The sequence below is a fragment of the Asticcacaulis sp. W401b genome (genome assembly GCF_046503825.1).
Taxonomy (GTDB): domain Bacteria; phylum Pseudomonadota; class Alphaproteobacteria; order Caulobacterales; family Caulobacteraceae; genus Asticcacaulis.
The window spans coordinates 112,236-132,328 of the sequence record NZ_JBKFEE010000005.1 but is presented as its reverse complement, the minus strand read 5'-3'; the positions used below and the strand labels follow the sequence as shown (position 1 = coordinate 132,328).

Annotated in this window: 20 protein-coding genes; 6 read left to right on the top strand and 14 right to left on the bottom strand. The window is 60.3% G+C overall.

All coding sequences use genetic code 11. From position 1 onward, the window contains the following. Nucleotides 1-466: 466 nt before the first annotated feature. Both ACK8OE_RS12600 and ACK8OE_RS12595 read left to right on the top strand, forming a co-directional pair. Nucleotides 467-1,111: a GyrI-like domain-containing protein gene (locus ACK8OE_RS12600; protein WP_410272800.1), complete on the top strand. Its 645-nt coding sequence runs from the start codon at nt 467-469 to the stop codon at nt 1,109-1,111. 29 nt (nt 1,112-1,140) lie between these two features. Beyond that, a complete protein-coding gene (locus ACK8OE_RS12595) occupies nt 1,141-1,761 on the top strand; it encodes a hypothetical protein (protein ID WP_410272799.1) in 621 nt (206 codons plus the stop codon). Here ACK8OE_RS12595 and ribF read toward each other — a convergent pair. Then, nucleotides 1,749-2,738 (bottom strand): riboflavin biosynthesis protein RibF, encoded by a 990-nt coding sequence (gene ribF / locus ACK8OE_RS12590; protein WP_410272916.1) that lies wholly within the window; start codon nt 2,736-2,738, stop codon nt 1,749-1,751. The genes ACK8OE_RS12595 and ribF overlap by 13 nt on opposite strands. 11 nt (nt 2,739-2,749) lie before the next feature. Further along, entirely contained in the window at nt 2,750-3,181 is a 432-nt protein-coding gene (locus ACK8OE_RS12585) for a MaoC family dehydratase (protein WP_290798818.1), read from the bottom strand. A gap of 409 nt (nt 3,182-3,590) precedes the next feature. Here ACK8OE_RS12585 and ACK8OE_RS12580 point away from each other — a divergent pair, with 409 nt between their 5' ends. Next, entirely contained in the window at nt 3,591-3,977 is a 387-nt protein-coding gene (locus ACK8OE_RS12580) for a response regulator (protein ID WP_013480940.1), read from the top strand. A 129-nt stretch (nt 3,978-4,106) separates the two neighbouring features. Further along, nucleotides 4,107-5,072 carry a protein phosphatase CheZ gene (locus ACK8OE_RS12575; RefSeq protein WP_290798815.1) on the top strand — a complete coding sequence of 322 codons (966 nt, stop codon included), beginning with the start codon at nt 4,107-4,109 and terminating at the stop codon, nt 5,070-5,072. Between the two features lie 308 nt (nt 5,073-5,380). Here ACK8OE_RS12575 and ACK8OE_RS12570 read toward each other — a convergent pair whose 3' ends face one another. The 9 genes from ACK8OE_RS12570 to xseA all read right to left on the bottom strand — a co-directional run bounded on the left by ACK8OE_RS12570 (nt 5,381) and on the right by xseA (nt 13,520). Continuing rightward, a complete protein-coding gene (locus ACK8OE_RS12570; protein ID WP_410272798.1) occupies nt 5,381-6,127 on the bottom strand; it encodes a DUF3800 domain-containing protein in 747 nt (248 codons plus the stop codon). 195 nt (nt 6,128-6,322) lie between these two features. Then, on the bottom strand, nt 6,323-6,745 hold the full coding sequence (locus ACK8OE_RS12565; protein WP_410272797.1) for a response regulator: 423 nt from the start codon (nt 6,743-6,745) through the stop codon (nt 6,323-6,325). 90 nt (nt 6,746-6,835) lie between these two features. Beyond that, nucleotides 6,836-7,708: a TIGR01459 family HAD-type hydrolase gene (locus ACK8OE_RS12560; protein ID WP_410272796.1), complete on the bottom strand. Its 873-nt coding sequence runs from the start codon at nt 7,706-7,708 to the stop codon at nt 6,836-6,838. Nucleotides 7,709-7,914: 206 nt separating this feature from the next. Next, nucleotides 7,915-8,508: a hypothetical protein gene (locus ACK8OE_RS12555; RefSeq protein WP_410272795.1), complete on the bottom strand. Its 594-nt coding sequence runs from the start codon at nt 8,506-8,508 to the stop codon at nt 7,915-7,917. A gap of 15 nt (nt 8,509-8,523) precedes the next feature. After that, nucleotides 8,524-9,801 (bottom strand): EAL domain-containing protein, encoded by a 1,278-nt coding sequence (locus ACK8OE_RS12550; RefSeq protein WP_290798805.1) that lies wholly within the window; start codon nt 9,799-9,801, stop codon nt 8,524-8,526. A gap of 155 nt (nt 9,802-9,956) precedes the next feature. Continuing rightward, a complete protein-coding gene (locus ACK8OE_RS12545; protein ID WP_410272794.1) occupies nt 9,957-10,454 on the bottom strand; it encodes a response regulator in 498 nt (165 codons plus the stop codon). 234 nt (nt 10,455-10,688) lie between these two features. After that, nucleotides 10,689-11,564 (bottom strand): M23 family metallopeptidase, encoded by an 876-nt coding sequence (locus ACK8OE_RS12540; protein WP_410272793.1) that lies wholly within the window; start codon nt 11,562-11,564, stop codon nt 10,689-10,691. A gap of 56 nt (nt 11,565-11,620) precedes the next feature. Next, on the bottom strand, nt 11,621-11,839 hold the full coding sequence (locus tag ACK8OE_RS12535; RefSeq protein WP_290798796.1) for a DUF2093 domain-containing protein: 219 nt from the start codon (nt 11,837-11,839) through the stop codon (nt 11,621-11,623). 37 nt (nt 11,840-11,876) lie between these two features. After that, nucleotides 11,877-13,520 carry an exodeoxyribonuclease VII large subunit gene (xseA, locus tag ACK8OE_RS12530; RefSeq protein WP_410272792.1) on the bottom strand — a complete coding sequence of 548 codons (1,644 nt, stop codon included), beginning with the start codon at nt 13,518-13,520 and terminating at the stop codon, nt 11,877-11,879. A gap of 124 nt (nt 13,521-13,644) precedes the next feature. On the opposite strand from xseA, the gene ACK8OE_RS12525 reads away from it, so the two are divergent. After that, nucleotides 13,645-14,565 (top strand): PAS domain-containing protein, encoded by a 921-nt coding sequence (locus tag ACK8OE_RS12525; RefSeq protein ID WP_410272791.1) that lies wholly within the window; start codon nt 13,645-13,647, stop codon nt 14,563-14,565. A 33-nt stretch (nt 14,566-14,598) separates the two neighbouring features. Here the strand turns inward: ACK8OE_RS12525 and ACK8OE_RS12520 are convergent, their stop codons facing one another. Continuing rightward, nucleotides 14,599-14,823 carry a hypothetical protein gene (locus ACK8OE_RS12520; RefSeq protein ID WP_410272790.1) on the bottom strand — a complete coding sequence of 75 codons (225 nt, stop codon included), beginning with the start codon at nt 14,821-14,823 and terminating at the stop codon, nt 14,599-14,601. A gap of 226 nt (nt 14,824-15,049) precedes the next feature. Continuing rightward, nucleotides 15,050-16,402 carry a glycoside hydrolase family 27 protein gene (locus tag ACK8OE_RS12515; protein WP_410272789.1) on the bottom strand — a complete coding sequence of 451 codons (1,353 nt, stop codon included), beginning with the start codon at nt 16,400-16,402 and terminating at the stop codon, nt 15,050-15,052. A 170-nt stretch (nt 16,403-16,572) separates the two neighbouring features. Between ACK8OE_RS12515 and purD the strand changes: the two genes are divergently transcribed. After that, complete coding sequence (purD, locus tag ACK8OE_RS12510) at nt 16,573-17,838, top strand: phosphoribosylamine--glycine ligase (protein WP_410272788.1); 1,266 nt, start codon at nt 16,573-16,575, stop codon at nt 17,836-17,838. Between the two features lie 143 nt (nt 17,839-17,981). Here purD and ACK8OE_RS12505 read toward each other — a convergent pair whose 3' ends face one another. Further along, a complete protein-coding gene (locus ACK8OE_RS12505) occupies nt 17,982-20,006 on the bottom strand; it encodes a TonB-dependent receptor plug domain-containing protein (protein WP_410272787.1) in 2,025 nt (674 codons plus the stop codon). Between the last annotated feature and the right edge of the window lie 87 nt (nt 20,007-20,093).

The window sequence follows — 20,093 nt, the reverse complement described above, 5'->3', positions numbered from 1 at the left end:
AATAAGGCGTGGCGATGTACTCCCAGCGCAAGACCCGGTGCGGGTGGCTTACGCTGGGCTTCAAATTCGAAGCTGCGCCCGTATCGTCAACATGGAGGCAGCGTTTATCAGAGGCCGCCGGAATTGCCTAGAGCGGAATGGTTTCTAATAGACATTCCGCTCAAGCCGCCAAGGTGGCGAGGCCCGCACCCGGCGAAGGGCCAAACAAAGACAGGGAAAGAAAAGTGGATTTAGCCATCGCATGTGGGGGTGCGGGTTCATTGTTAAAGCGCCTCCCCTAATTTTAGGGGAGGTGGATTTTGGAGCGTAGCGACAAAAGACGGTGGGGTTAATACCACCGCTTTAACCCCACCCGGCGCTACGCGCCACCCTCCCCTGAAATCAGGGGAGGTGCTTTGCATTGAGCGAGCGCTGATCCTGACAAAAACTGTCAGCACGGCTTGTAACCTCCGCTCAGGAGGTGCCCATGCGCAAGGTCGATCTGAAACGCGAGCGCAAGCCGCTCTATACCGCTCCCGCCGGTCAGTTTGTGCTGATCGACGTGCCGCCACTGCCGTTCCTGATGATTGACGGCCACGGCGACCCCAATGGCGACGGCTTTGCCGAGGCCATGCAGGCGCTGTTTTCGGTGGCCTATGGGCTGAAATTCATGAGCAAGGTCGAATGCGACCTCGATTACAGCGTGCCGCCGATGGAGGGGCTGTGGTGGGCCGATCGTTTCGAGCGCTTCTATGACCGCGACAAAGACCTGTGGTCGTGGCGGATCATGGTGCCGCAGCCGGACGCCATCACGCCGGATATGTTTGCCCGCGCCGTGGTCGGGGCCGGGCGCAAGGGCAAGGGCGGCACAGCTCTGGGGCGCTTACGGCTCGAGACCTGGGCCGAGGGCTTGAGCGTTCAGACCCTGCATGTAGGCTCTTATGACGATGAAGGCCCGCTGATCGCGCGCCTGCATCAATGGATTGCCGACAATGGCCTGAGCGAAACCGGCCACCACCACGAAATCTATCTGTCCGACCCGCGCCGCACCGCGCCCGAAAAGCTCAAGACCCTCCTGCGCCAGCCGGTGCAGTATCGCTCACCCCTTGCCGCCTCACCGTTGCCAAGCTAATCAGGAGGGGCAATTCAGGGGAGGGATCCATGCGCAAGGTGGCAATCGTCGGACTGATGGCGCTCGGCCTGACGGCCTGCGGGCAAAAACCCGCTGAGCCGCAACCGTCCGAGGCGGCGAAGCTGACCTTCACCGGCTGCGAATGGCAGGCGGTGCGAGGGCGGCAACTGTCTATGTACGCCTTTGCCTGTCCCAATACGCACATGGTGGCCGACGAGACCCTGCCCGGCTTTGGCGTGGTGGAAAGCGGGCCGGACGATGTCAGCTATTACCGTCCCGTTCTCCGCGCTTTTCCCAAGCCGCCGCAGGCCGCCATTGAGTCTGTCCTGCCGCAAATCCGCAAACTGACGCCACAGGCCGCAACCTGTGTGCTGACCCCGGCGCAGGACCCGACGGCGGAAAAGACGACGCGGGCGCTGTTTGAGCTGACCCCGACCGGTGAGGCGCTGAAAGCGTGGGAACAGACGGTCAGGACCGGGGAGGGCGAGGCCCTGCCGTGCGGCCCGCTGGGCGTCGGTATGGCCGGATCGCGCGTCTTTGAGGTCTTGCCGGAGGACCCGGCCTATGTCGTCTATATCGACTACGGTTCGGAAATTCAGATTTTCGACACGACGACGCTGCGCCGGGTCAAGAGTGATCAGCCGAAATAGGCTTTGGCCGCCTCGGCATCCCTGGCGATCTGCTCTTTAAGCGCCTCAAACGAGGGAAATTTCTGTTCCGGGCGCAGATAGTGCAGCAGGTCCACCTCGATCACCTGATTATAGATGTCGTGGTCCAGCCCGAAGATATGCGTCTCGAACCGCTCGCTAAGGCCGCCCACCGTCGGACGCTTGCCGAAATTGGTAACGCTGCCCAACACCCGCCCGTCGCTGAGCCGCGTGCGCGTCACATAGACCCCGTATTTCGGACGCAGATAATCGCCAAGCTCGATATTGGCGGTCGGAAAGCCGATCTGACGTCCGATCTGATCGCCGCGCGACACGACACCCGCAAAGGCCTGCGGCCGGCCCAGCACGTGCCCGGCCAGTTGCGCATCGCCGGCTTCCAGCGCCTCACGCACGGCCGACGACGACAGCTTGTGCCCCGTCTCATCGGTCTGGCACGGCGTGACAGCGGTGGTGAAGCCCATCGCGGCGCCGGCCTCGCTCAGCGTCTGTGCCGAACCGCCGCCCTTGGCGCCGTAACGGAAGTCGAAGCCGCAACTGATGTGGCTCAGTTTCAGGTGGTCGTGCAGGATACTCTGCGTAAACGCCTCGGCCGTCAGGGCCGACAGCGTCTCGTCAAAGCGCAGCACAAAGACGTATTCGACGCCCAACTCTGAGAAGGCGCACACCTGCTGATCGAGGGTCATCAGGCGAAACGGCGTGACGGGCTTTGCGGCGCGCGTCAGAAAAAAGGCCTGCGGGTGCGGGTCGAAACAGACGACGGCGGAGGGGGCCCCCAGACGGTGCGCGGCGGCGATGGCGTTTTCAATCACCCGCTGATGGCCGCGGTGCACGCCGTCAAAGCTGCCTATCGCCGCACAGGCCCCGGTCGGCCACGCCACACCCTGCGCAGGTGTATTGAGCGCCTGCGCGCGCAGGGCCCCGCCGGGTTCGAGCGTCAGAAGAAACGCCTTGGTCGCCATCTGTGTCACGATCAGACCGGCTTGCGCGGGGCGATGACCTCGGCCACACCCTTGGCATAGGTCTTGCCGCCGACGCTGGCAACGGTGGTCAGGGTCACGACGCCGGTCTTGGGCTGGATGTCGGTGACGGTGAGGGTGATGGTCACCACGTCGTCGATCTTGACCGCGCGTTTGAAGTTCAGCGACTGCGACACATAGATGCTGCCGCGTCCGGGCAGGCCCCCGGCGATGGTCGCCGAAATCCACGCATTGAGCAAAGCGCCATGCGCGATGCGGCCCTTGAACGGCGTGGTCGCCGCATAGGCCTCATCGACGTGTACGGGATTGTGGTCCTCCGACACCTCGGCAAAGGCGCGGATGGCGGCGTCGGTGGCGGTGAAGGCGCGCTCCAGCGACTGACCCACGCTCAGGTCTTCGAGATAAACGGTGACAGCATCGGTCATGGATCGGGGTCCGTATTCAGGTTTCGCGCCTGATCTATAGCGGGATGAGTTTAGATGAAAACATCATCCCGCTATAGATTCCTATTTTGTCGCGCAATTTTTCCGAAAAGTGGTTTCCACTTTGTCGGATTGCGCTTTAGGGCGCTCAGCGGCGTTTGCCAAGACGCCCGGCGCATAATCCTGCCCCCGAAGCCTGCGTAAAACTGTCCCGATTTGGCATTATTTTTTCAAACGCGGTTCATAAAACGCGGGTTTTTCATGGTTAACTATAGTTATATCATTGAAATAAATGAAAAAATTTGAGCGAGGCCTTTAACTCTATTTTATCCGCTTGCTGCCATGATGCCTTAGTCAGATGTGAAGGGCCTGCATAAGGCGGGCCCGAGTTATTAAAGGTGGGCACACTCACATGGCCGTCGATATGTCCATGCAGATCCTGGTGGTTGATGATTACAAGACCATGCTGCGGATCATTTCCAATCTGCTGAAGCAGCTGGGATTCGAGAACATCGAGGAAGCGTCGGATGGCGCGGAAGCCCTCGAAAAGATGAAGAAGACCAGCTACGGTCTGGTCATTTCCGACTGGAACATGGAGCCCATGACCGGCTATGAACTCCTTTTGAAGGTGCGTTCGGACGATTCGCTGAAACGCACGCCCTTCATCATGGTCACGGCTGAATCCAAGACCGAGAACGTGATCGCCGCCAAGAAGGCCGGCGTGAACAACTACATCGTCAAGCCGTTCAATGGCGCGACGCTGAAGCAGAAGATCACCGCCGTTCTCGGCGAGTTCTAAAGCGCCATCCGACAGGGGAGACCCCTTTTCGGAAAAATAGCGCGATAAGACAAAGAGCGTAGATCGAAATGACGACTCTCCTGAAAGTCATTTTGATCCAAGAATTGACCGACTATCAAGCAGGTTAAAATGGGCCAGGTTGCACCCAAACAGGCTGAATCTCCCGCACTGGAGCCCGTTGACGCGGCTCTGGCCGCGGCGATGGAGCCCAAGCTGATCAATTTGATGCAGCAGTCCGAGGCCCTCGTCAGCCTGATGCGTGAGTTCTTCCAGCAGCTCGACAGACGTCGCGCCGAAGAATTCGCCATTATCGCCGGCTATATCGCCAAGGCCAAGGAAGAGATCCGCGAACTGCGTCCGCATGATCTGTCGCAGGAGCGTATCCCGACGGCAGGGGCGGAGCTGGAAGCCATCACCCGCGATACCGAAAACGCTACGCACAATATCATGAACGCCGCTGAGGCGATCATGGGCATGGATGTGTCGGACCCCAAGGCCTACAAGGCGGCGGTGGACGACGAGGTGATGAAGATTTTCGAAGCCTGCTCGTTCCAGGACATTACCGGCCAGCGCGTGTCTAAGGTCGTCAATGTTCTCAAGCAGATCGAGGAGCGCGTCGGCAAGCTGGCGGCTACGCTCGGTGTCGAAGACAAGGATGTCGAGCTGTCCGAGCGTGAAAAGCGCGCCCGTGACCTGCTGCTCAACGGCCCCGCCATCGGGGGTCCGGAAACCCGTCAGGAAGCCATCGACGCCATGTTCGATGAAGCCCCTGCGGCGGCTCCGGAACTGAAGGTGCAGGCCCCCAAGGTCGAAGCGCCCAAAGCCGAGCCCAAACCGGAACCGAAGCCTGAGCCCAAACCGGAACCGGTGGCCAAGGCGGCCCCGGCGCCCACCCCGGCTCCCGCGCCTGTGGCCGCACCTGCGCCCGCCCCGGCGGCAGGCAATTCTCAGGACGATATCGACGCCCTGTTCGATACCCCGGCGGCCAGCAATGAGCCTCAGTCTCAGGATGACATCGACGCCCTGTTCGACATGTCGCCGGAAGAACTGAACAAGACCAATTCTCAGGACGATATCGACGCCCTGTTCGACTGATCCGGATTATCCCCGATCATCCCCATAACGGACAAGGCCGGTCAACGGCCTGTCCCGCAGGCCTTCGTGATGGTGGCCTTCGCAAAACCCCTTCCGTCCCTATCCGGAAGGGGTTTTTGCATCTATCTGGCCTAAGAACGTGTGTCTCTGATGGGCGTCTTCCGAAAGCACCTAACGTATCACATATCTGGGCCAAGTCGTGATTTGACGAGAGAGTCAAGTCGGTTATAATGCAATCGTGGTCCGAAACTGGGCAAAACTCAGCAAGTAGGACGGCACCGGGGAGGGGCGAAAGCTCCTCCTCCTTTTCACAGTTTCACAACCCCGCTAGCGTTTTCCATACTGGCGCGCTTATTCAAAATGGAATAAAGCCGCAGGTAATAGTTTCGTGCGCCGTTCTTTTTTATATAAGAGTTAGGGTTGTAGTGTTGGTGTAAGAAGAAAGAGACGACATCACATATTTGAATTGGATAACTATCCATAGAGTTTTTCATGTGAGGGTCTTCGATAATTCTGACAATCGGAAGGTTTCGATATCCAGTGCCATACCGATTTGGAACCGGATTATGAACCGCCATTTTACGGACTAAGCGTCTAAGGCTTTCTCCGTTAGTGTTATCGGCTATTACAATTCCGTTGTCTGATTTAAACCCACCCGGAAAATTGCCGTATCCAATAGTGTTTTCAGATCTTTGAAACAGAGCCTTCCACGCTGTTTCAAATGGATCAAATCCATCGGGCTTACCTTGTTTGTCGATCAAAACACTCGTAACGCTTATGTAGTCAATCTTGGCCAATTCATCCAAAGTCTGTCTTAGTATCGCAAGTCGGGTATGCTTTTGCATACCGGGGACCGGAGGGTGTCTGATGTATTCTGAAGCGTGAATCTCTGTTCGTAGCGGTAATCCATGTACGTCACGCATAGTTTTGCGAAACGCCAATAAGCTATTCATGAAATCTCGCCACCTGCTTTCATGCACAGTAATGCTAGAAAGCCCGAAATATCTCGTGGGTGAACCTTTAAGGCCAGGGTCGCCAGTGTCATCGACATACATTATGTACATATGACGAAGTTATTTTTAAAATCGCAATCTATCAAGGCGATCCGATAAAAAAATACAACCGACACTGAAAAAATCAGTCCGATGAGTTAAAAAAAAGTCGCTCGCCAGTTCGAATGTGACGAGTACGAAGCGGTCTTTTAACGTAAGGTACTGCGTATATAATCGTCTTTCTAAAAGATCAGAAAATCAGGCCCTTAGCGCCGACAGTTGCTGCGACAGGTCGGTCTGGTCGCGGCTGTCGATCGAGGTGCAGATCTGCTTCACATCGACATAGCTGAACGGTTTAGGCAGCAGATAGTCGGCCTGTTCGCGGCGCGCCTTGTTCAGCATGGTGCGGATCATCACCGGGTCATTGCGCTGACCGGCGGACATGATGCCGATGGGGGTGCCGGGGGCGCGCTCACGCAGCTCCGCCATGTGGTCCAGCACATTGTCTTCGCCCAGAAAAATGTCGGCGAGGATCAGGTAGAAGCGCGCGACATCGAGCTGTGCACGGGCTTCGGTCAGCGAACTGGCCGTGACCACTTCGCACCCCTGCTGCGCGAACATGCGGGCGATGATACGCGCCTGCGTGGCGCTGTCTTCGATGATCAGGACGGTACGCGACACGGCGCCACCCCACGAGTGTTTATGACATCCTTATTTTGGATGCGACCTGTTGACAAAACATTACTGGGGAACGCGACCTGACGTTGTTATTTACCACGCCAGAGCGGGGGAAACGTAACGGGCGCTGGCCTTTTCGCTTTCCAGCACCTTGACCAGCAATTGCGCATCCAGTTGCCCTTCGGCATTGGTGGCCTCAAGGGCGTGGATACCCGCCGCGATAAAGACGAGGTCGAGCCCCTGCCCATTGGCCCCCAGCACGTCGGTGGGCAGGCCGTCGCCGATGGCGAGGATGCGCGATCTATCCACCGCGCGCCCGGCAACGGTGTTCAGGGCCTGATAGCAGAGGTCGTAGATGGGGGCGTAGGGCTTGCCCGCCATGATCACTTCGCCGCCAAAGGCCATATAGATGTCGGCCAGAGTCCCGGCGCAGTAGATGATCTGATCGCCGCGCTGCACGATGCGGTCAGGATTGGCGCAGATCATGGGGATGCCGCGCTGGGCGGCGGCTTTCAGGTCGGGATGGTACTGCTCCAGAGTGTCGTTCTCGTCGTCAAACAGGCCGGTGCAGGAGATAAAGGCCGCCGTGTCCGGTGTACCGCTCAGATCGACGCCAAGGCCCTCATACAGCGGTGCGTCGCGCTCCGGCCCGATGACCCAGGCCGATCCTTTTGTGGCATAGTCTTTCAGGAAGGTGCGGGTGGCGTCGCCGGAAGACACGATGGCCGAAAAGGCATCGTCATGGACGCCCAGATCGGCCAGTTGCGCCTTCAGCCCGTCCTGCGGGCGCGGCGAGTTGGAAATCAGCACCACGGGCCCGCGCTCGGCCTTAAAGCGGCGCAGGGCGTCATAGGCCTCCGGAAAATGCCGCCGGCCATTATGGATGACGCCCCAGATGTCACAGAAAACCGCGTCATAGTCAGCGGCGATGTCGGACAGATGGGTCAGCAGGTGCGGGGCGGTCATGGCGGGCCTTTCGTTGAGAGAGGCCTTCATAGCGCGTGTGGCCAATGGGGCAAGCGTTCAGTCGCTATACTACGACTGAAAGCCACGGATTAAACACTGGTACGCGGGCTTTTTCATAGTCCTGTGTATCGCGGGTGACGAGGGTCAGGCCGTGACACAGGGCGGCGGCACCAATGATCAGATCAGGCTGTGAGAAGGTATGACCCTCACTTTGAACACAGCTTCTTATCGAGCGCTTTCACAAGCGGTTCGCGGGCTTTGTGATGTTTGAATACGGAAGGTATGTGCAGCAGGAAACGCGAATATCCATCCTGATGCACGGATCGCGTTTCTGAATCAATGAAGTTACGCAAGGCCATAGCGCTATCGCGATCATAGGCCCACAGATTGTGCCCTCGGTAAGACATCAGGAAATACAGATCATCGGGCCAGTTCAGGCGGTGTTTGGATCTGAAGTGGCAGGCCGAGCACCGAACCGAACCCATGCCGCTTCCAGGGCTGCTGCGCCAGTAGTGACTTTGCGCCCAGAATTGAGGTTCATATCCGTCTGGCAGGTCGTGAATGCCACTTTGCAGGGGACCATGCAGCCCCGGATAATATAAGGCGGCGTGCCATTTATGGCCGCAACCGTCTATATACTGACGATAGTCAAACGCTTTATTGGCTTTAAAGTAGGCGATGTGTTCGCGGCGCTCTATCCTGCGAAAGGTCGCAAACTCAAACTCTGCCAGATTTCGGCACATCGGACAGTGAATAGCGAGCCGATGCGGGACGGGATTCCATTCGTATAGTCCCGTCATAACAAGACTTCGATCTTATGCCCGGCGGCGTTGCGGAGGCAGGGTCGATTTGATGAAGCCCGCCGGGGGGGCGGTTTCCAGCAGCACCTGCTCCTTAATGGCGCGCGGTTCGCCGAACAGGTGGCCCTGCGCGTAGGCGACCTCGATTTCAAGGATATCCACCACCTGACGCTCGTTCTCGACCTTTTCGGCAATGACGTCGATGCCGTAGCGCGCCAGCAGGTTGGCATAGTCGCCCGCGTGGATGTCCTTGAGGAAACGCAGGGCCGGCTTGCCGTCAATGTTCATCAGCTGATCGAGCAGGACATTGGCCCCGATCTTCACATAGCGGACGTCCGAGCGTTGCAGGTCGGTCAGGTCAAGGTCGATCGAGGTGATCTTGTCCAGCGAGAACTTGAAGCCCATATCGGCCAGGCGCGCCATGTGGCGGGCTTCCATGGCGCCGCGCGCCGCGTAGGCATCCTGCCCCAGCTCGAAGATAACCGAATCGGCCAGATCGCGGTTTTCGTTGAGGAATTCAAGGAACTGCGGGAAGAAGACCTCATCACGCAGCGAGGTCAGCGAAATGTTGCAGAAGATGCCGATGCGGCGGTCCTGCTTGGCCAGACGGCGCACGATCTGCACGCAACGGAACAGGAGCAGGTTGTCGATGGAGGGCACCAGACCTTCGGGTTCGGCCACCGACAGATATTCGGCGGGCATCAGCACACGCCCGGTGGCGTCACGCAGGCGCGAGAAGCTTTCGTAATAGATGGTCTTGCGCTGCGGCAGGGAGACGACCGGTTGCAGATAAAGGTCCACGCGGTTTTCGATCAGGGCCTGACGCACGGTTTCAATCAGCGCCATCGCCTGCTGCTCCTGACGCGACAGGGGGGCGGGGGCCGCGACCTGCGCCGGCCCGGCCTTCCAGTCGGACAGGCGCTCCTCGATGCTTTCGCCCAGCTTGAGCACCAGGTTTTCCAGCATCTTGACTTCGGTGGTCAGCTCATCCGTGCGGCCGACGCGCTGATGCTGCATCTGATCGGCCAGCTCAACCATGTCTTTCTGAGTGACATCAATGGCTTCGACCATCAGGCGGTGGGCGTCGCGCACCAGATCAATTTCTTTAGAGAGGCGGCGTTCGGACAGGTACTGATTGACGAAATTATGGATGGCGAAACACACGGCCATCGTCGCCAGCGCCGCCGCGATGCACGCGCCGGTGTCCGACCCGCCCGTATAGAGGGCCATAGCCGCGCCCAGGGACAGGAACAGATAGGTTCCCATCAGCAATATGGAGGTCAGTCTTCCCATCGGGGGTCCCTGTCGAACAGCCGCGCCGAATCGCGCCAAAGGCGACTATGCGGCGATTTGGGGACTAAGCCAAGCGCGCGTTAATATTTATGAACAACTGGTTAAGCGCATTCCAAAACGTGTGCAGCCGTTTTGGATTCAAATACGCGATAGGTTCAAGCCAGAAGCCCGTCGCTGGCGCGGCGCAGGGGGCCATTATAGGGCTGATCGGTCTTGCGACGGCGGTCGGGGCCAAAATAGCTGGCGCAGCGGATATAGGGGCGCGGGCGCATCACCACGGCGTCGAGACGGCTCAAAAGGGCGCGGGCGGTGAGCGGCTTGGCCACGAACTCATTCACGCCGGCATCGCGCGCTTCGACCACGCGTGAGCGTTCGGAATGGCCAGTGATCATCACCACGGGCAGGTAGGGATTGACCGAGTCGCTGGCGGTGCGCAGCATCCGCGTGAATTCGACCCCGTCTATGGGGTACATGTTGAAATCGACCAGGGCGATATCGGCGGGAAACTGCCGCAGCAGGTCGAAGGCCTCAGCACCATCGCGCGCTTCACGCACGTCACGGATGCCCGACCCCTTAAGGATGGCCAGAACGATGGAACGCATGTGCTGATTGTCCTCAACCAGCAGAATTTTCAGGGCACCGTAATCTGCCATATCCCCCAAAGTCCGGATAACGCTCTGCCTGTGGTGTTATGTAAAGGCGGCGTTGTTTTTGCAAACCTGTGACAAAGAGTAGCGCTGTTACGATGAAGGCGCAGCGAGATCAAGCCCAAATAAGCATCCGATTTTGAGGCAGAGGGCGCGAGGCGGCGAAATGTCGCAAGCGATTTGAAAATCAATAATATTATTATACGATAAACGATCTGACGTATGGTAATATATACCCTTTTATGACGCGCCGGATGCAACCCACAACGAGGGGTCGAGCGCGCGGTCGCGCCACTTCAGACGCCAGCACAGATGCGGCCCTGTGGCGCGCCCCTTCTGACCCACCTGACCGATAATCTGCCCATTTGTCACAAGATCCCCTGCCTTTACGGTCAGGGTGGACAGGTGCAGATACATGCTGATCAGGCCCTGCCCGTGGTCGAGCAGAATCAGGCCGCCTTCGAAGTGCAGATCGGGTTCGGCCAGCGCCACGCGCGCCGTTTGCGGGGCATAGACGGGCGTGCCTTCGGGGGCAGCCATGTCAAAGCCATAGTGTGGGCTTTTGGATTCGCCATTGAGGATGCGCTGATTGCCGAAGCGCCCGGAATTGACAAACCGGCGCAAGGGCCACTGAAACGGCTGAGTGAACCACGCGGCGTCTTCGCGGCTGGCGAAGCCGGTGTTTTTGAGGTCACGCTCTCTGGCGATGCGCGCCAGAAGCGCCGGGTCCGAAGGACTGACCTGATCGGGGGGCAGACCGTCGATGCGCTGAATGTCATAGGGGGTGCGCAGGATTTCAAAATCCATAATCGGGCCGGACCCGATGACCAGCCGCGCCAGGGGCGGCGCATCACGGTCAAAGCCGATGACGAAATCACCCTGCGCCGAGGTCAGGCCGCGCGCCGTGCCGTCAAGACTGATCTCCTGACGCGGTTCAGCCCGACCGATAGCAAAGCCGCCCTGCACAAATTTGCCCGTCAGAGTGTAGGGACCGCTTTTCAGGGTGCGCGCCCACACCGAACCGTAGGGCCGCGGATCGGCGTTCAGAAGACCGGGCGTGACGATACCGGCAAGGCCCAGCGCAAGCCCGCCCCCCAGAATGTCTCTCCGCTTCATTGTGCCTTGTCGCGCATCTGTATCCGAAAAGTGCGTCCCACTTTTCGGGATGCGCTTTAACGCCCGTTCAGAGTTTTCCATCGGGCCGTGGCCTCTTCCGGCCCGGCATAGGCCTCCTGCGTGCGGGGGTTCCAGTAGCGCAGGGCCTCCAGCGGTATCTGCTTGCCCGAGACGGCGCAGATCACGAACTTGCCCGGACGCATGACGGCGTATTCACCGTCTCCGTAATGGAGGATGGCCTGGTCGGGGAGTGGCGGCTTGGAATGCATGTTCATGCACCCAAGATAGGCCCGACCATGGTGGGGCGCAAGATTAAAACAGGCTGCCCTGTTCCGGTTTGGGGGGCGCGGGGCGGGGTTTCGGAGTGGGTTTGGACGGTGGGGCTGAGGTGCCGTCGCTGGCCACGACGCCGAGCGTGCGGTCGCCCTTGAAGGTCAGAGTCAGGGCTTCGCCGGCGCTCACGCCATCGGGTGAGGTGACGAGGTGGCCATCGGCGTGGCTGACGCGGGCAAAACCGAGGTTCAGCGGCCGGTCGGGGTCAAGGCTGAGGCGCAGCTGATCGAGCCGGTGCAGGCGTTCGGATTTCTGGCTGAGAAGGCGGTCGAACGCGGCGGCCAGACGTTGCTCTAACTCAGGCAACCGGGCGCGGCGCGCACTGTCGTCGAGGCGGCGGTTGAGGGCCGCGTCGAAACGCTGGCTCAGGCGGTCGAGGGCTTCGCGCTTCAGATCGAGCGGACGCAGGGTCAGGGCCGGGGTCAGGCGCGCCGACAGGCGGGTAAATTCAACCCTTTGCCGCTCCACGCCGCGCGTCAGGGCCGCGGTCGCACGCTCGGACAGTTGCGTCACGCGCTCGGCCTTGAGCTGACGCGGGCGCTCCAGCAGGGCGGGCGAAAAGCGCGCCGCCGTGCGGGCAAAGGCCGTGTCGTGGGCATTGAGATTGCGCAACAGCCCGCCGCCCAGCCGGTGCGCCGCGTAGTCGAGCCTCTGTTGCGCGGCGTCGATCAGGTCCTGCGGCCTGGGCAGGGCGCGCCCCAGCAGGGCCACGCGCTCACGCCGGTTGCGCAGGGCCTGATCAAAACTGCCCAGACGGCGGCGCTCCAGATCGAGCACAAAGCCGCGCAGTTCGCTCAGGACGGGCGTCGCCATTTCCGCCGCCCCGGTGGGGGTGGGGGCGCGGCGATCCGACACAAAGTCGATCAGGGTGGTGTCGGTTTCGTGCCCGACAGCGGAAATAACGGGGATGGTGCAGGCGGCAACAGCGCGCGCCAGCCCTTCGTCGTTGAAGGCCCACAGGTCTTCGACCGAGCCGCCGCCGCGCGCCACGATCAGCACGTCCGGACGCGGCACAGCCCCTGATTGAAAGCCGTTCAGCGCCTGAATGATCTGCGGCGGGGCGGCGTCGCCCTGCACAATGACGGGCCAGACGATGACGCGGCAGGGCCAGCGGTCGCGGATGCGGTGCAGGATATCGCGGATGACCGCCCCGGTGGGCGAGGTGATGACGCCGATTGTTTTGGGCGCGAAGGGCAGGCGTTTTTTGCGTTCCACTGCAAACAGCCCTTCGCCGTGCAGTTTCGCCTTGGTGCGCTCAAGCTGCGCCAGAAGCGCCCCGATCCCGGCGGCCTCCAGGCTCTCGATCACGATCTGATACTTGGACGAGGCGGGGAAGGTGGTCAGCTTGCCCGTGACGATAACCTCAAGCCCGGCCTGCGGTTGCGCTTTCAGGCGGCTGACATTGCCCTTCCAGATGACACCGTCAATGGCGGCGCGGTCGTCCTTCAGCGTCAGATAGACGTGGCCGGAGGTATGCCGCGTGACCTTGGAGATTTCGCCACGCAGCCGCACATGGTCATAGGCGCTTTCAATCGTGCGTTTGAGCGCGCCGGCCAGTTCGGATACCGACCACGGCGGACTGTTGGACTGCGAATCAACGGGACTGAGCAGGTCATCGGACATGTCATCCGTTTACCTCTGACGCGTAAAACTGTCACGTGACGAAATGACCGGTTGCGCGCGCGGAAATAACGTTGTTTTCTTCATTTTGTGCTAAACTAGAGCGATAAAAAGAGGAAGGCACCTGATGATCACCGAACCAGACGCCCCGGTTTCCGAGGTCCAGCGGCGGGAGGCTCAGCGCCTGAACGCCTTGCGTACTCTGGAGATTCTCGACAGCGAGGCCGAGCCCGAATTTGATCAGGTCACCCGACTGGCGGCGGATGTGTTTGACGCCCCCATGGCGGCGATCTCGCTGATCGACGCGATTCGCCAGTGGTTTAAATCGAGCGTCGGCCTGTCGGTTTGTGAAACGCCGCGCGAACAGGCCTTTTGTGACTATACCATCTGCCGCGATGAGGTGATGGTGGTGCTGGACGCTACCAGGGACCCGCGCTTTGCCAATAATCCTTTGGTGCTGGGCGATACCCATATCCGCTTCTATGCCGGGGCGCCGATCCGCTTCGGAGAGGTGCTGGTCGGCTCCCTGTGCGTCATCGACACCAAAGCGCGCGCCGAATTCAACGACCGTGATCGGGCGCGTCTGACGACGCTGGCCGCCACGGTGTCGTCGCTGATGACCCTGCGCAAGGACGCCCAGATGCAGAAGGCGATTGTGCGCCGCTGCAACGAAAATCAGAAGAAGCTGGAAATGATGGAGGCGGTGGCCGGGGTCGGCTACTGGCACGTCGATCTGGAAAATCAGACGGTGGAGTGGTCGCAGGGCGTGTACCGCATCCACGGCCTGACGCCGCAAATCTTCCACCCCAACCTGACTAATGCGCTGGAATGCTACCATCCCGACGACCGTCAGCGCGTGAGCGACTGCGTGAAGGCCGCCACCTCTCGCGGCGAGGGCTATAGCTTCGAAGCGCGGCTGGTGCGCGCCGATGGCGACATCCGCACGGTTTTCAGTCAGGGCTCGGTCGAATGCGACGAGGCAGGGCAGCCCCTGTCGCTGTTCGGCGTGCTTCAGGACGTGACGGGGCGCAAATCTATAGCGGCGTGAGGTGGGGCAGAAGGTGAGTATATGTGTTGATTTTCACTTGGCCCCAAAGCGCTTGGCGATAACAACGATAATATACAGGCACACCCATGTTGCGCAGACCTGAATCAGATCAATTTGAAAATTATATAGAAATTCGGATTCAAAAAGTCTTTTGAATCCGAATTGCCAGACGTTCAGACCCGCAATGAAGACAAGGTAAGCACCGAGAATGACGGTGATTGTGCCCATGCCTTTCAATGTTTTGAACCATATATTCAATACCGCCCCCGGTTAAGTTTCAGGCTGTGCTGATAATTTAACGTTTGCGATCTACCTCCTCCCCATTTTATGGGGAGGTGCCGAGTTTACGAGGCGGAGGGGTATCCTACGGGTGGTTATACCCCTCCGTCAGCTTCGCTTCGCTCGCTGCCACCTCCCCATGATATGGGGAGGAGAAAAGAGCCGAGTTAAAGATCAACCTATCACCACAGCCGATAGGTTAATCTCACGATTGAATCGGAGTCAATTTGTACAGGACGCTGGCATGGCCGCGCAGCTCCAGCGAAATCTCTTCGTCCGCCGTCGAAACGGCCCCGGTCCACAGATTGTGCACACGGGCTTTTTCGGGCGCATTGATGGCTTTCAGCGCTTGAGTCACCACCTGCGGGTGGTCGCCGATATTGAAGATAGCCAGATAGCGTGCTTTTCCGTCGGCAGTTTCCGCCGTCCACACCACCTGCGCGCCGTCATTGGAGACGGGGACATTGTTCACACTGTCCTGATTGAGCGCGATCACCTCCTTGTTGGTCAGGAGTTTCAGCGTCGCCTCATCGAGCGCGCGCAGGTCGCCGCCCATGATCAGGGGCGATCGCGCGATCGACCACAGGGTCATCAGGGTCTGCTGCTCATCCGGCGTGAATTTCGTCTTGCGCTGCCCCAGTGCCAAAAGGCCCAGCGGCAGCATGTCGGCATCGGGCCACGCCCCCGGACGACGATAGGGGCTCCAGTCGGCCAGCCGCTTGAACTGCGCCTTCAGCATGTCCCAGCTATCCCAGAAGTCGTCGGAAATACGCCACATCTGGGCATTGTTCTGCGCGTGGACGGCCCATTTGAGGTCCGTTTCACCCGGCGACAGGCTGAGCACGATCGGGCGGCCCGAGGCGGCGATGGCGGCCTGCGCCCCTTCGATTTCCGGCCAGTTGATGTCATAGGGGCGGCTCATATCGTCCATCTTGACGAAATCCACGCCCCAGTCGGCAAACAGCTTAAACACCGAGTTATAATAGGCCTGCGCCCCCGGCTTCGACATATCGACGCCGTACATGTCGGTGTTCCAGGTACAGACCGAGTTGGGGTTGGCCACGTCGCGCGCCGTGTATTTGGTCCCCAGAATCGGCAGGTTCTTCTCATAAGCCAGACGCGGAATACCGCGCATCAGATGCACGCCGAACTTCAGGCCCAGAGCGTGCACCTTGTCGGCCAGCGGCTTGAACCCCGCCCCGTTGGCGGCCGACGGGAAGCGGTTGGGTGCGGGCAGCAGGCGGCCATAGCCATCCATGGCCAGCTCCGCCCCGTGGCGGTATTCATAGCCCGTGGCATTGGGCTCATACCATTGAATATCCACGGTAAACACGTCATAGCCGGCGGGTAACAGCTTGTCGGACATGATCTTCGCCGTCTCCAGCGCCTGCGCCTCGGTCAGCGTGGTGGCAAAGCTGTTCCAGCTGTTCCAGCCCATAGGCGGCTTGGGCGCACGCAGCGTCGGTGACTTCGGCTGCGTCGCCGCGACGGCGGGGACAGTGGCGGCCCCGATCAGGGCTGGGGCGGCAAACAGGGCGCGACGGTTCAGCGTGGACATGGCGGGTTCCTCTCTTATTTGTCAGACTATATGAGAAGTGACTCGTGGCTGTCCAGACTCTTTTCCACGCTCCGTATCGAAGCGGACCACCGGGCCAGATTGGGGCCAGACATTGGCAAACGCTGATTTTTCCGCTTGACCCACGGGCCGTCCTGTCGGAAGTCACCCCCATGAACATCCTGCTGATCGGTTCGGGCGGCCGTGAACACGCCCTCGCGTGGAAAATCCGGCAGTCGCCGCGCGTGGCGCGTCTGGCCATTGCGCCGGGCAATCCCGGCATGGCGGCGCTGGGCGAGGTGCACGACCTCAAGGTGACCGATGTGGCCGGCCTGACGGCGCTGGCGGTCGAAATGCAGGCCGATCTGGTCGTGGTGGGGCCGGAGGCGGCGCTGGCCGAAGGCATTGCTGATGCCTTAAAGCGCGTCGGCATCCCCTGTTTCGGCCCGACGCAAAAGGCGGCGCAGCTCGAATCCTCCAAGGCGTTCACCAAGGATTTCTGCAAGCGTCACAATGTCCCCACCGCGGCCTACGAGACCTTCACGGACCTCGATGCCGCCAAGGCCTATCTGAAGACCCAGAGCGCGCCCTATATCATCAAGGCCGACGGTCTGGCGGCCGGTAAGGGCGTGGCGATTTCGCCCGACCTGCCCGACGCCTATGCCGAGTTGGAGGCCATGTTCGGCGGGCGCTACGGCGCGGCGTCGCAAACCGTGGTCATCGAAGAATTCATGGCGGGCGAAGAGGCCTCGGTCTTCGCCATTGCCGATGGCGAAACGGCGATCCTGTTCGGCTATGCGCAGGACCACAAACGCGCCTTTGACGGCGATGCCGGGCCCAATACGGGCGGCATGGGCACCTATAGCCCGGCCCCGGTGGTCACTCAGGATATTCTCGACATTACCGAGCGTGAGATTCTGGCCCCCACCATGGCGGGTATGAAGGCCGAGGGGAACGCCTATACGGGCGTGCTCTATGCGGGCCTGATGATCGAACATGGCCGCCCGCGTCTGGTCGAATACAATGCGCGTTTTGGCGACCCGGAATGTCAGGTGCTGATGCTGCGCCTCAAAAGCGATCTGGTGCCCTATCTGCTGGCCGCCGCGACGGGCCGCCTGAAGGACATGCCCGCGCCGGAATGGTACGAAGACGCCGCCGTCTGCGTCGTCTATGCCGCCAATGGCTATCCGGACAGCCCCGTCGGCGGCTCGATCATCCGTGGGGCCGAGCAGGATTTCGGCCCGAACGTCAGCGTCTTCCACGCCGGGACCAAGCGATTGGACGACGGGCGTCTGGCGGCGGCCGGCGGGCGTGTGCTCAATATTTGCGCGCGTGGGGCGACGATTCAGGAAGCGCGCGACGCCGCCTATGACGCCATTGCCAAAATCGACTGGCCGATGGGGTTTTATCGCTCGGACATCGGCTGGCGCGCGCTCTGAACGGCGGTCTTCGGCCGATGCGTGCTGATCGGTAAGCTCATTCGCCCAAGCGCCTCCCCTGATTTGGCTTCGCCGAACTTCGTTTCAGGGGAGGTGCTGCAACGTTGGTTCTTCTCTGTTTAAAATTATCCTGTAACAGGCCCTCACAACTCCTTGCGCACCCGGATAAACAGCCACGGCTTTGAGCGGTTGCGCGTCAGTTCCAGCGCCCGCACCGTGCCCGTGGCGCGGTCGCCGTCATAGCGCACGCGGTCGTAGTCATAGACGCGGCCCGGCAGGTTGTTCAGCTCAACGCGCCACAAGGTCTTAGGGTTAAGCTTATATTCGGCAAACAGGTTCAGCTTCGCGCTGCCGCGCGCGTAGGAGATTTCCGAGGCGCGATAGACCTTTTCGTCATAACCGTTCCACACCGAAAAGCCCCACTGGGTGCGCCGCACCGGCAGGTCTTGCGAAAACTCCAGCAACCAGTCGGTTTCGGTCTGTCGCGACAGACGGCGCTTTTCTTTCGTCACCGGATCGGTCACTTCCGACAGGAAGATGCTGCCGTTGAATTTAAGCAGCCCGCCGGGGATGCGAAAACGATCCATGGGCAGGGTCAGGGTGGCCCCGATCTCTTCGGCCGTGCCGTCGCCAATATTGCCTTTGGCATCAAAGACGCTGCCGTCGGCGGCGACGATGGGCACGCGGTCGATGACGTCCGACACGTCCTTATGGATATATTTCAGCACCAGCGCGCCCTTATCCCAGAAGCGGTAGCTGGCGTTCAGCTCCGTTTCCCAGCGCTTGTCGGGCTCAAGGCTGACATTGCCGGCCTTGACGGTCGAGTCCATCAGGTCGATCGAAGAGACAAAATCGTCGAAATCGAGCTGACCCAGCACGCGCTCAACGCGCAGCAGGTATTGCCACGGCCCCTTCGGTGACCACGTCACCTGCACCTTGGGCTTGGCGTAGCTAAAGCGCTTTTCGTCCGGGCGTTCACTGGTTTGCGACAGGGTGGACCATTCGTATTTCAGGCCCGTTTCGACGCTGAGCGCCGGGGTGGCGCGCCAGGTGGCCAGAAACGAGGCTTCGGTGCGGTCTTCCTCGACCTTGACGCGCGAGGCGGGCAGATCGACCGCCGCGCCATTGACCGTCAGGCCGGTGTCGCTGTCGCGCGAATTATAGGCCTTTTCCAGCCCGACCTCATAGGTCAGGCGCTCGCTGCGCGTCCAGATCAGTTGACCGGAGACGATGTTTTCCTTTTCGACCGAATCTTCACGAAAGCGCGTCTCTTCCGACGGACTGATATAGAGGTCATCGCCCTCTTCGTGCGTATATTTCGACAGGCCATTCAGTTTCAGCGTAAACACCTTGCCCAGCGGGCGGACGTACTGAAACCCGCCCTCGCGCAGGTCTTCGCTATAGTCGAGATTTTCCACCGCCGTGGTGTCGGTGATGAAACGGTAATTGCCGGTATAGGTGTCGGGCGTCCACTTGCCATTGACGGTCAGCTTGCCGCCCCACAAAGGATGCGAGGCGATGGCGTTCAGTTCCACGCCCTTGCCGCCCGCTTCGCTGAGGATTTGGGTGCGACGAGGGGGGCTGCCGTTGGTCGGATAGACGGTCTTGTCGCCGGGGCTGGCCTCTTCGTCGAAGCTGTTGAAGACGGTGGCCGACAGCTCCAGCGTCTTGTCCCCGGCATTGCGGCTATAGGTGATGCGCCCCGTCGGCTTGACCCAGCCATTGCTCAGGAAGCGCGCATTGGCGATGACGGTCAGGGTCGGCTTTGCCGAGGCCTTGCGGATGATATTGACCACCTGCGTCTGACCCTGCATGTCGATGCCTTCGGCGCCGCCGATGATCAGGTCGATGCGTTCCACCGTGCCCGCCGGGATGCGGTTCAGGATGTCGTTCAGGCTGTCGCTCTTGCTGGTCGGGCGCTGGCCGTCGATCAGCACATTGCCCGCCGCCGCCGCAAAACCGCGCACCTGATCGACGTTTTTCAGCGTAAAGCCCGGCACGCGATTGACCATGTCCAGCGCCGACTGCACCTGAAAGGCGCTGAAAAAGGCCTGATCATAGGGGATGACCTGCCGCGAGGCGGGGGCGTCGGGGGTCTGAGCCTGTGCAATGACCGGCAGACCGCACACAAGGGCGGTGGCGCACATCAGGGCCTTGGGGAAGGGCATGAACATCCTGTCGGAAAGAGGGCGAAAACCTATCGCAACTGAAACCTCTTTCTCACAGGGCGGCCCGCGGCCCAAGTGAACGATTTG

What these genes read in the sequence shown, in the direction of transcription:
- ACK8OE_RS12535 (WP_290798796.1), bottom strand. Translation starts at nt 11,839, where the DNA reads ATGAACATGCATTCCAAGCCGCCACTCCCCGACCAGGCCATCCTCCAT.
- purD (WP_410272788.1), top strand. Translation starts at nt 16,573, where the DNA reads ATGAACATCCTGCTGATCGGTTCGGGCGGCCGTGAACACGCCCTCGCG.
- ACK8OE_RS12580 (WP_013480940.1), top strand. Translation starts at nt 3,591, where the DNA reads ATGGCCGTCGATATGTCCATGCAGATCCTGGTGGTTGATGATTACAAG.
- xseA (WP_410272792.1), bottom strand. Translation starts at nt 13,520, where the DNA reads ATGTCCGATGACCTGCTCAGTCCCGTTGATTCGCAGTCCAACAGTCCG.
- ACK8OE_RS12550 (WP_290798805.1), bottom strand. Translation starts at nt 9,801, where the DNA reads ATGGGAAGACTGACCTCCATATTGCTGATGGGAACCTATCTGTTCCTG.
- ACK8OE_RS12585 (WP_290798818.1), bottom strand. Translation starts at nt 3,181, where the DNA reads ATGACCGATGCTGTCACCGTTTATCTCGAAGACCTGAGCGTGGGTCAG.
- ACK8OE_RS12570 (WP_410272798.1), bottom strand. Translation starts at nt 6,127, where the DNA reads ATGTATGTCGATGACACTGGCGACCCTGGCCTTAAAGGTTCACCCACG.
- ACK8OE_RS12545 (WP_410272794.1), bottom strand. Translation starts at nt 10,454, where the DNA reads ATGGCAGATTACGGTGCCCTGAAAATTCTGCTGGTTGAGGACAATCAG.
- ACK8OE_RS12560 (WP_410272796.1), bottom strand. Translation starts at nt 7,708, where the DNA reads ATGACCGCCCCGCACCTGCTGACCCATCTGTCCGACATCGCCGCTGAC.
- ribF (WP_410272916.1), bottom strand. Translation starts at nt 2,738, where the DNA reads ATGGCGACCAAGGCGTTTCTTCTGACGCTCGAACCCGGCGGGGCCCTG.
- ACK8OE_RS12595 (WP_410272799.1), top strand. Translation starts at nt 1,141, where the DNA reads ATGCGCAAGGTGGCAATCGTCGGACTGATGGCGCTCGGCCTGACGGCC.
- ACK8OE_RS12575 (WP_290798815.1), top strand. Translation starts at nt 4,107, where the DNA reads ATGGGCCAGGTTGCACCCAAACAGGCTGAATCTCCCGCACTGGAGCCC.
- ACK8OE_RS12540 (WP_410272793.1), bottom strand. Translation starts at nt 11,564, where the DNA reads ATGAAGCGGAGAGACATTCTGGGGGGCGGGCTTGCGCTGGGCCTTGCC.
- ACK8OE_RS12555 (WP_410272795.1), bottom strand. Translation starts at nt 8,508, where the DNA reads ATGACGGGACTATACGAATGGAATCCCGTCCCGCATCGGCTCGCTATT.
- ACK8OE_RS12525 (WP_410272791.1), top strand. Translation starts at nt 13,645, where the DNA reads ATGATCACCGAACCAGACGCCCCGGTTTCCGAGGTCCAGCGGCGGGAG.
- ACK8OE_RS12505 (WP_410272787.1), bottom strand. Translation starts at nt 20,006, where the DNA reads ATGCCCTTCCCCAAGGCCCTGATGTGCGCCACCGCCCTTGTGTGCGGT.
- ACK8OE_RS12515 (WP_410272789.1), bottom strand. Translation starts at nt 16,402, where the DNA reads ATGTCCACGCTGAACCGTCGCGCCCTGTTTGCCGCCCCAGCCCTGATC.
- ACK8OE_RS12600 (WP_410272800.1), top strand. Translation starts at nt 467, where the DNA reads ATGCGCAAGGTCGATCTGAAACGCGAGCGCAAGCCGCTCTATACCGCT.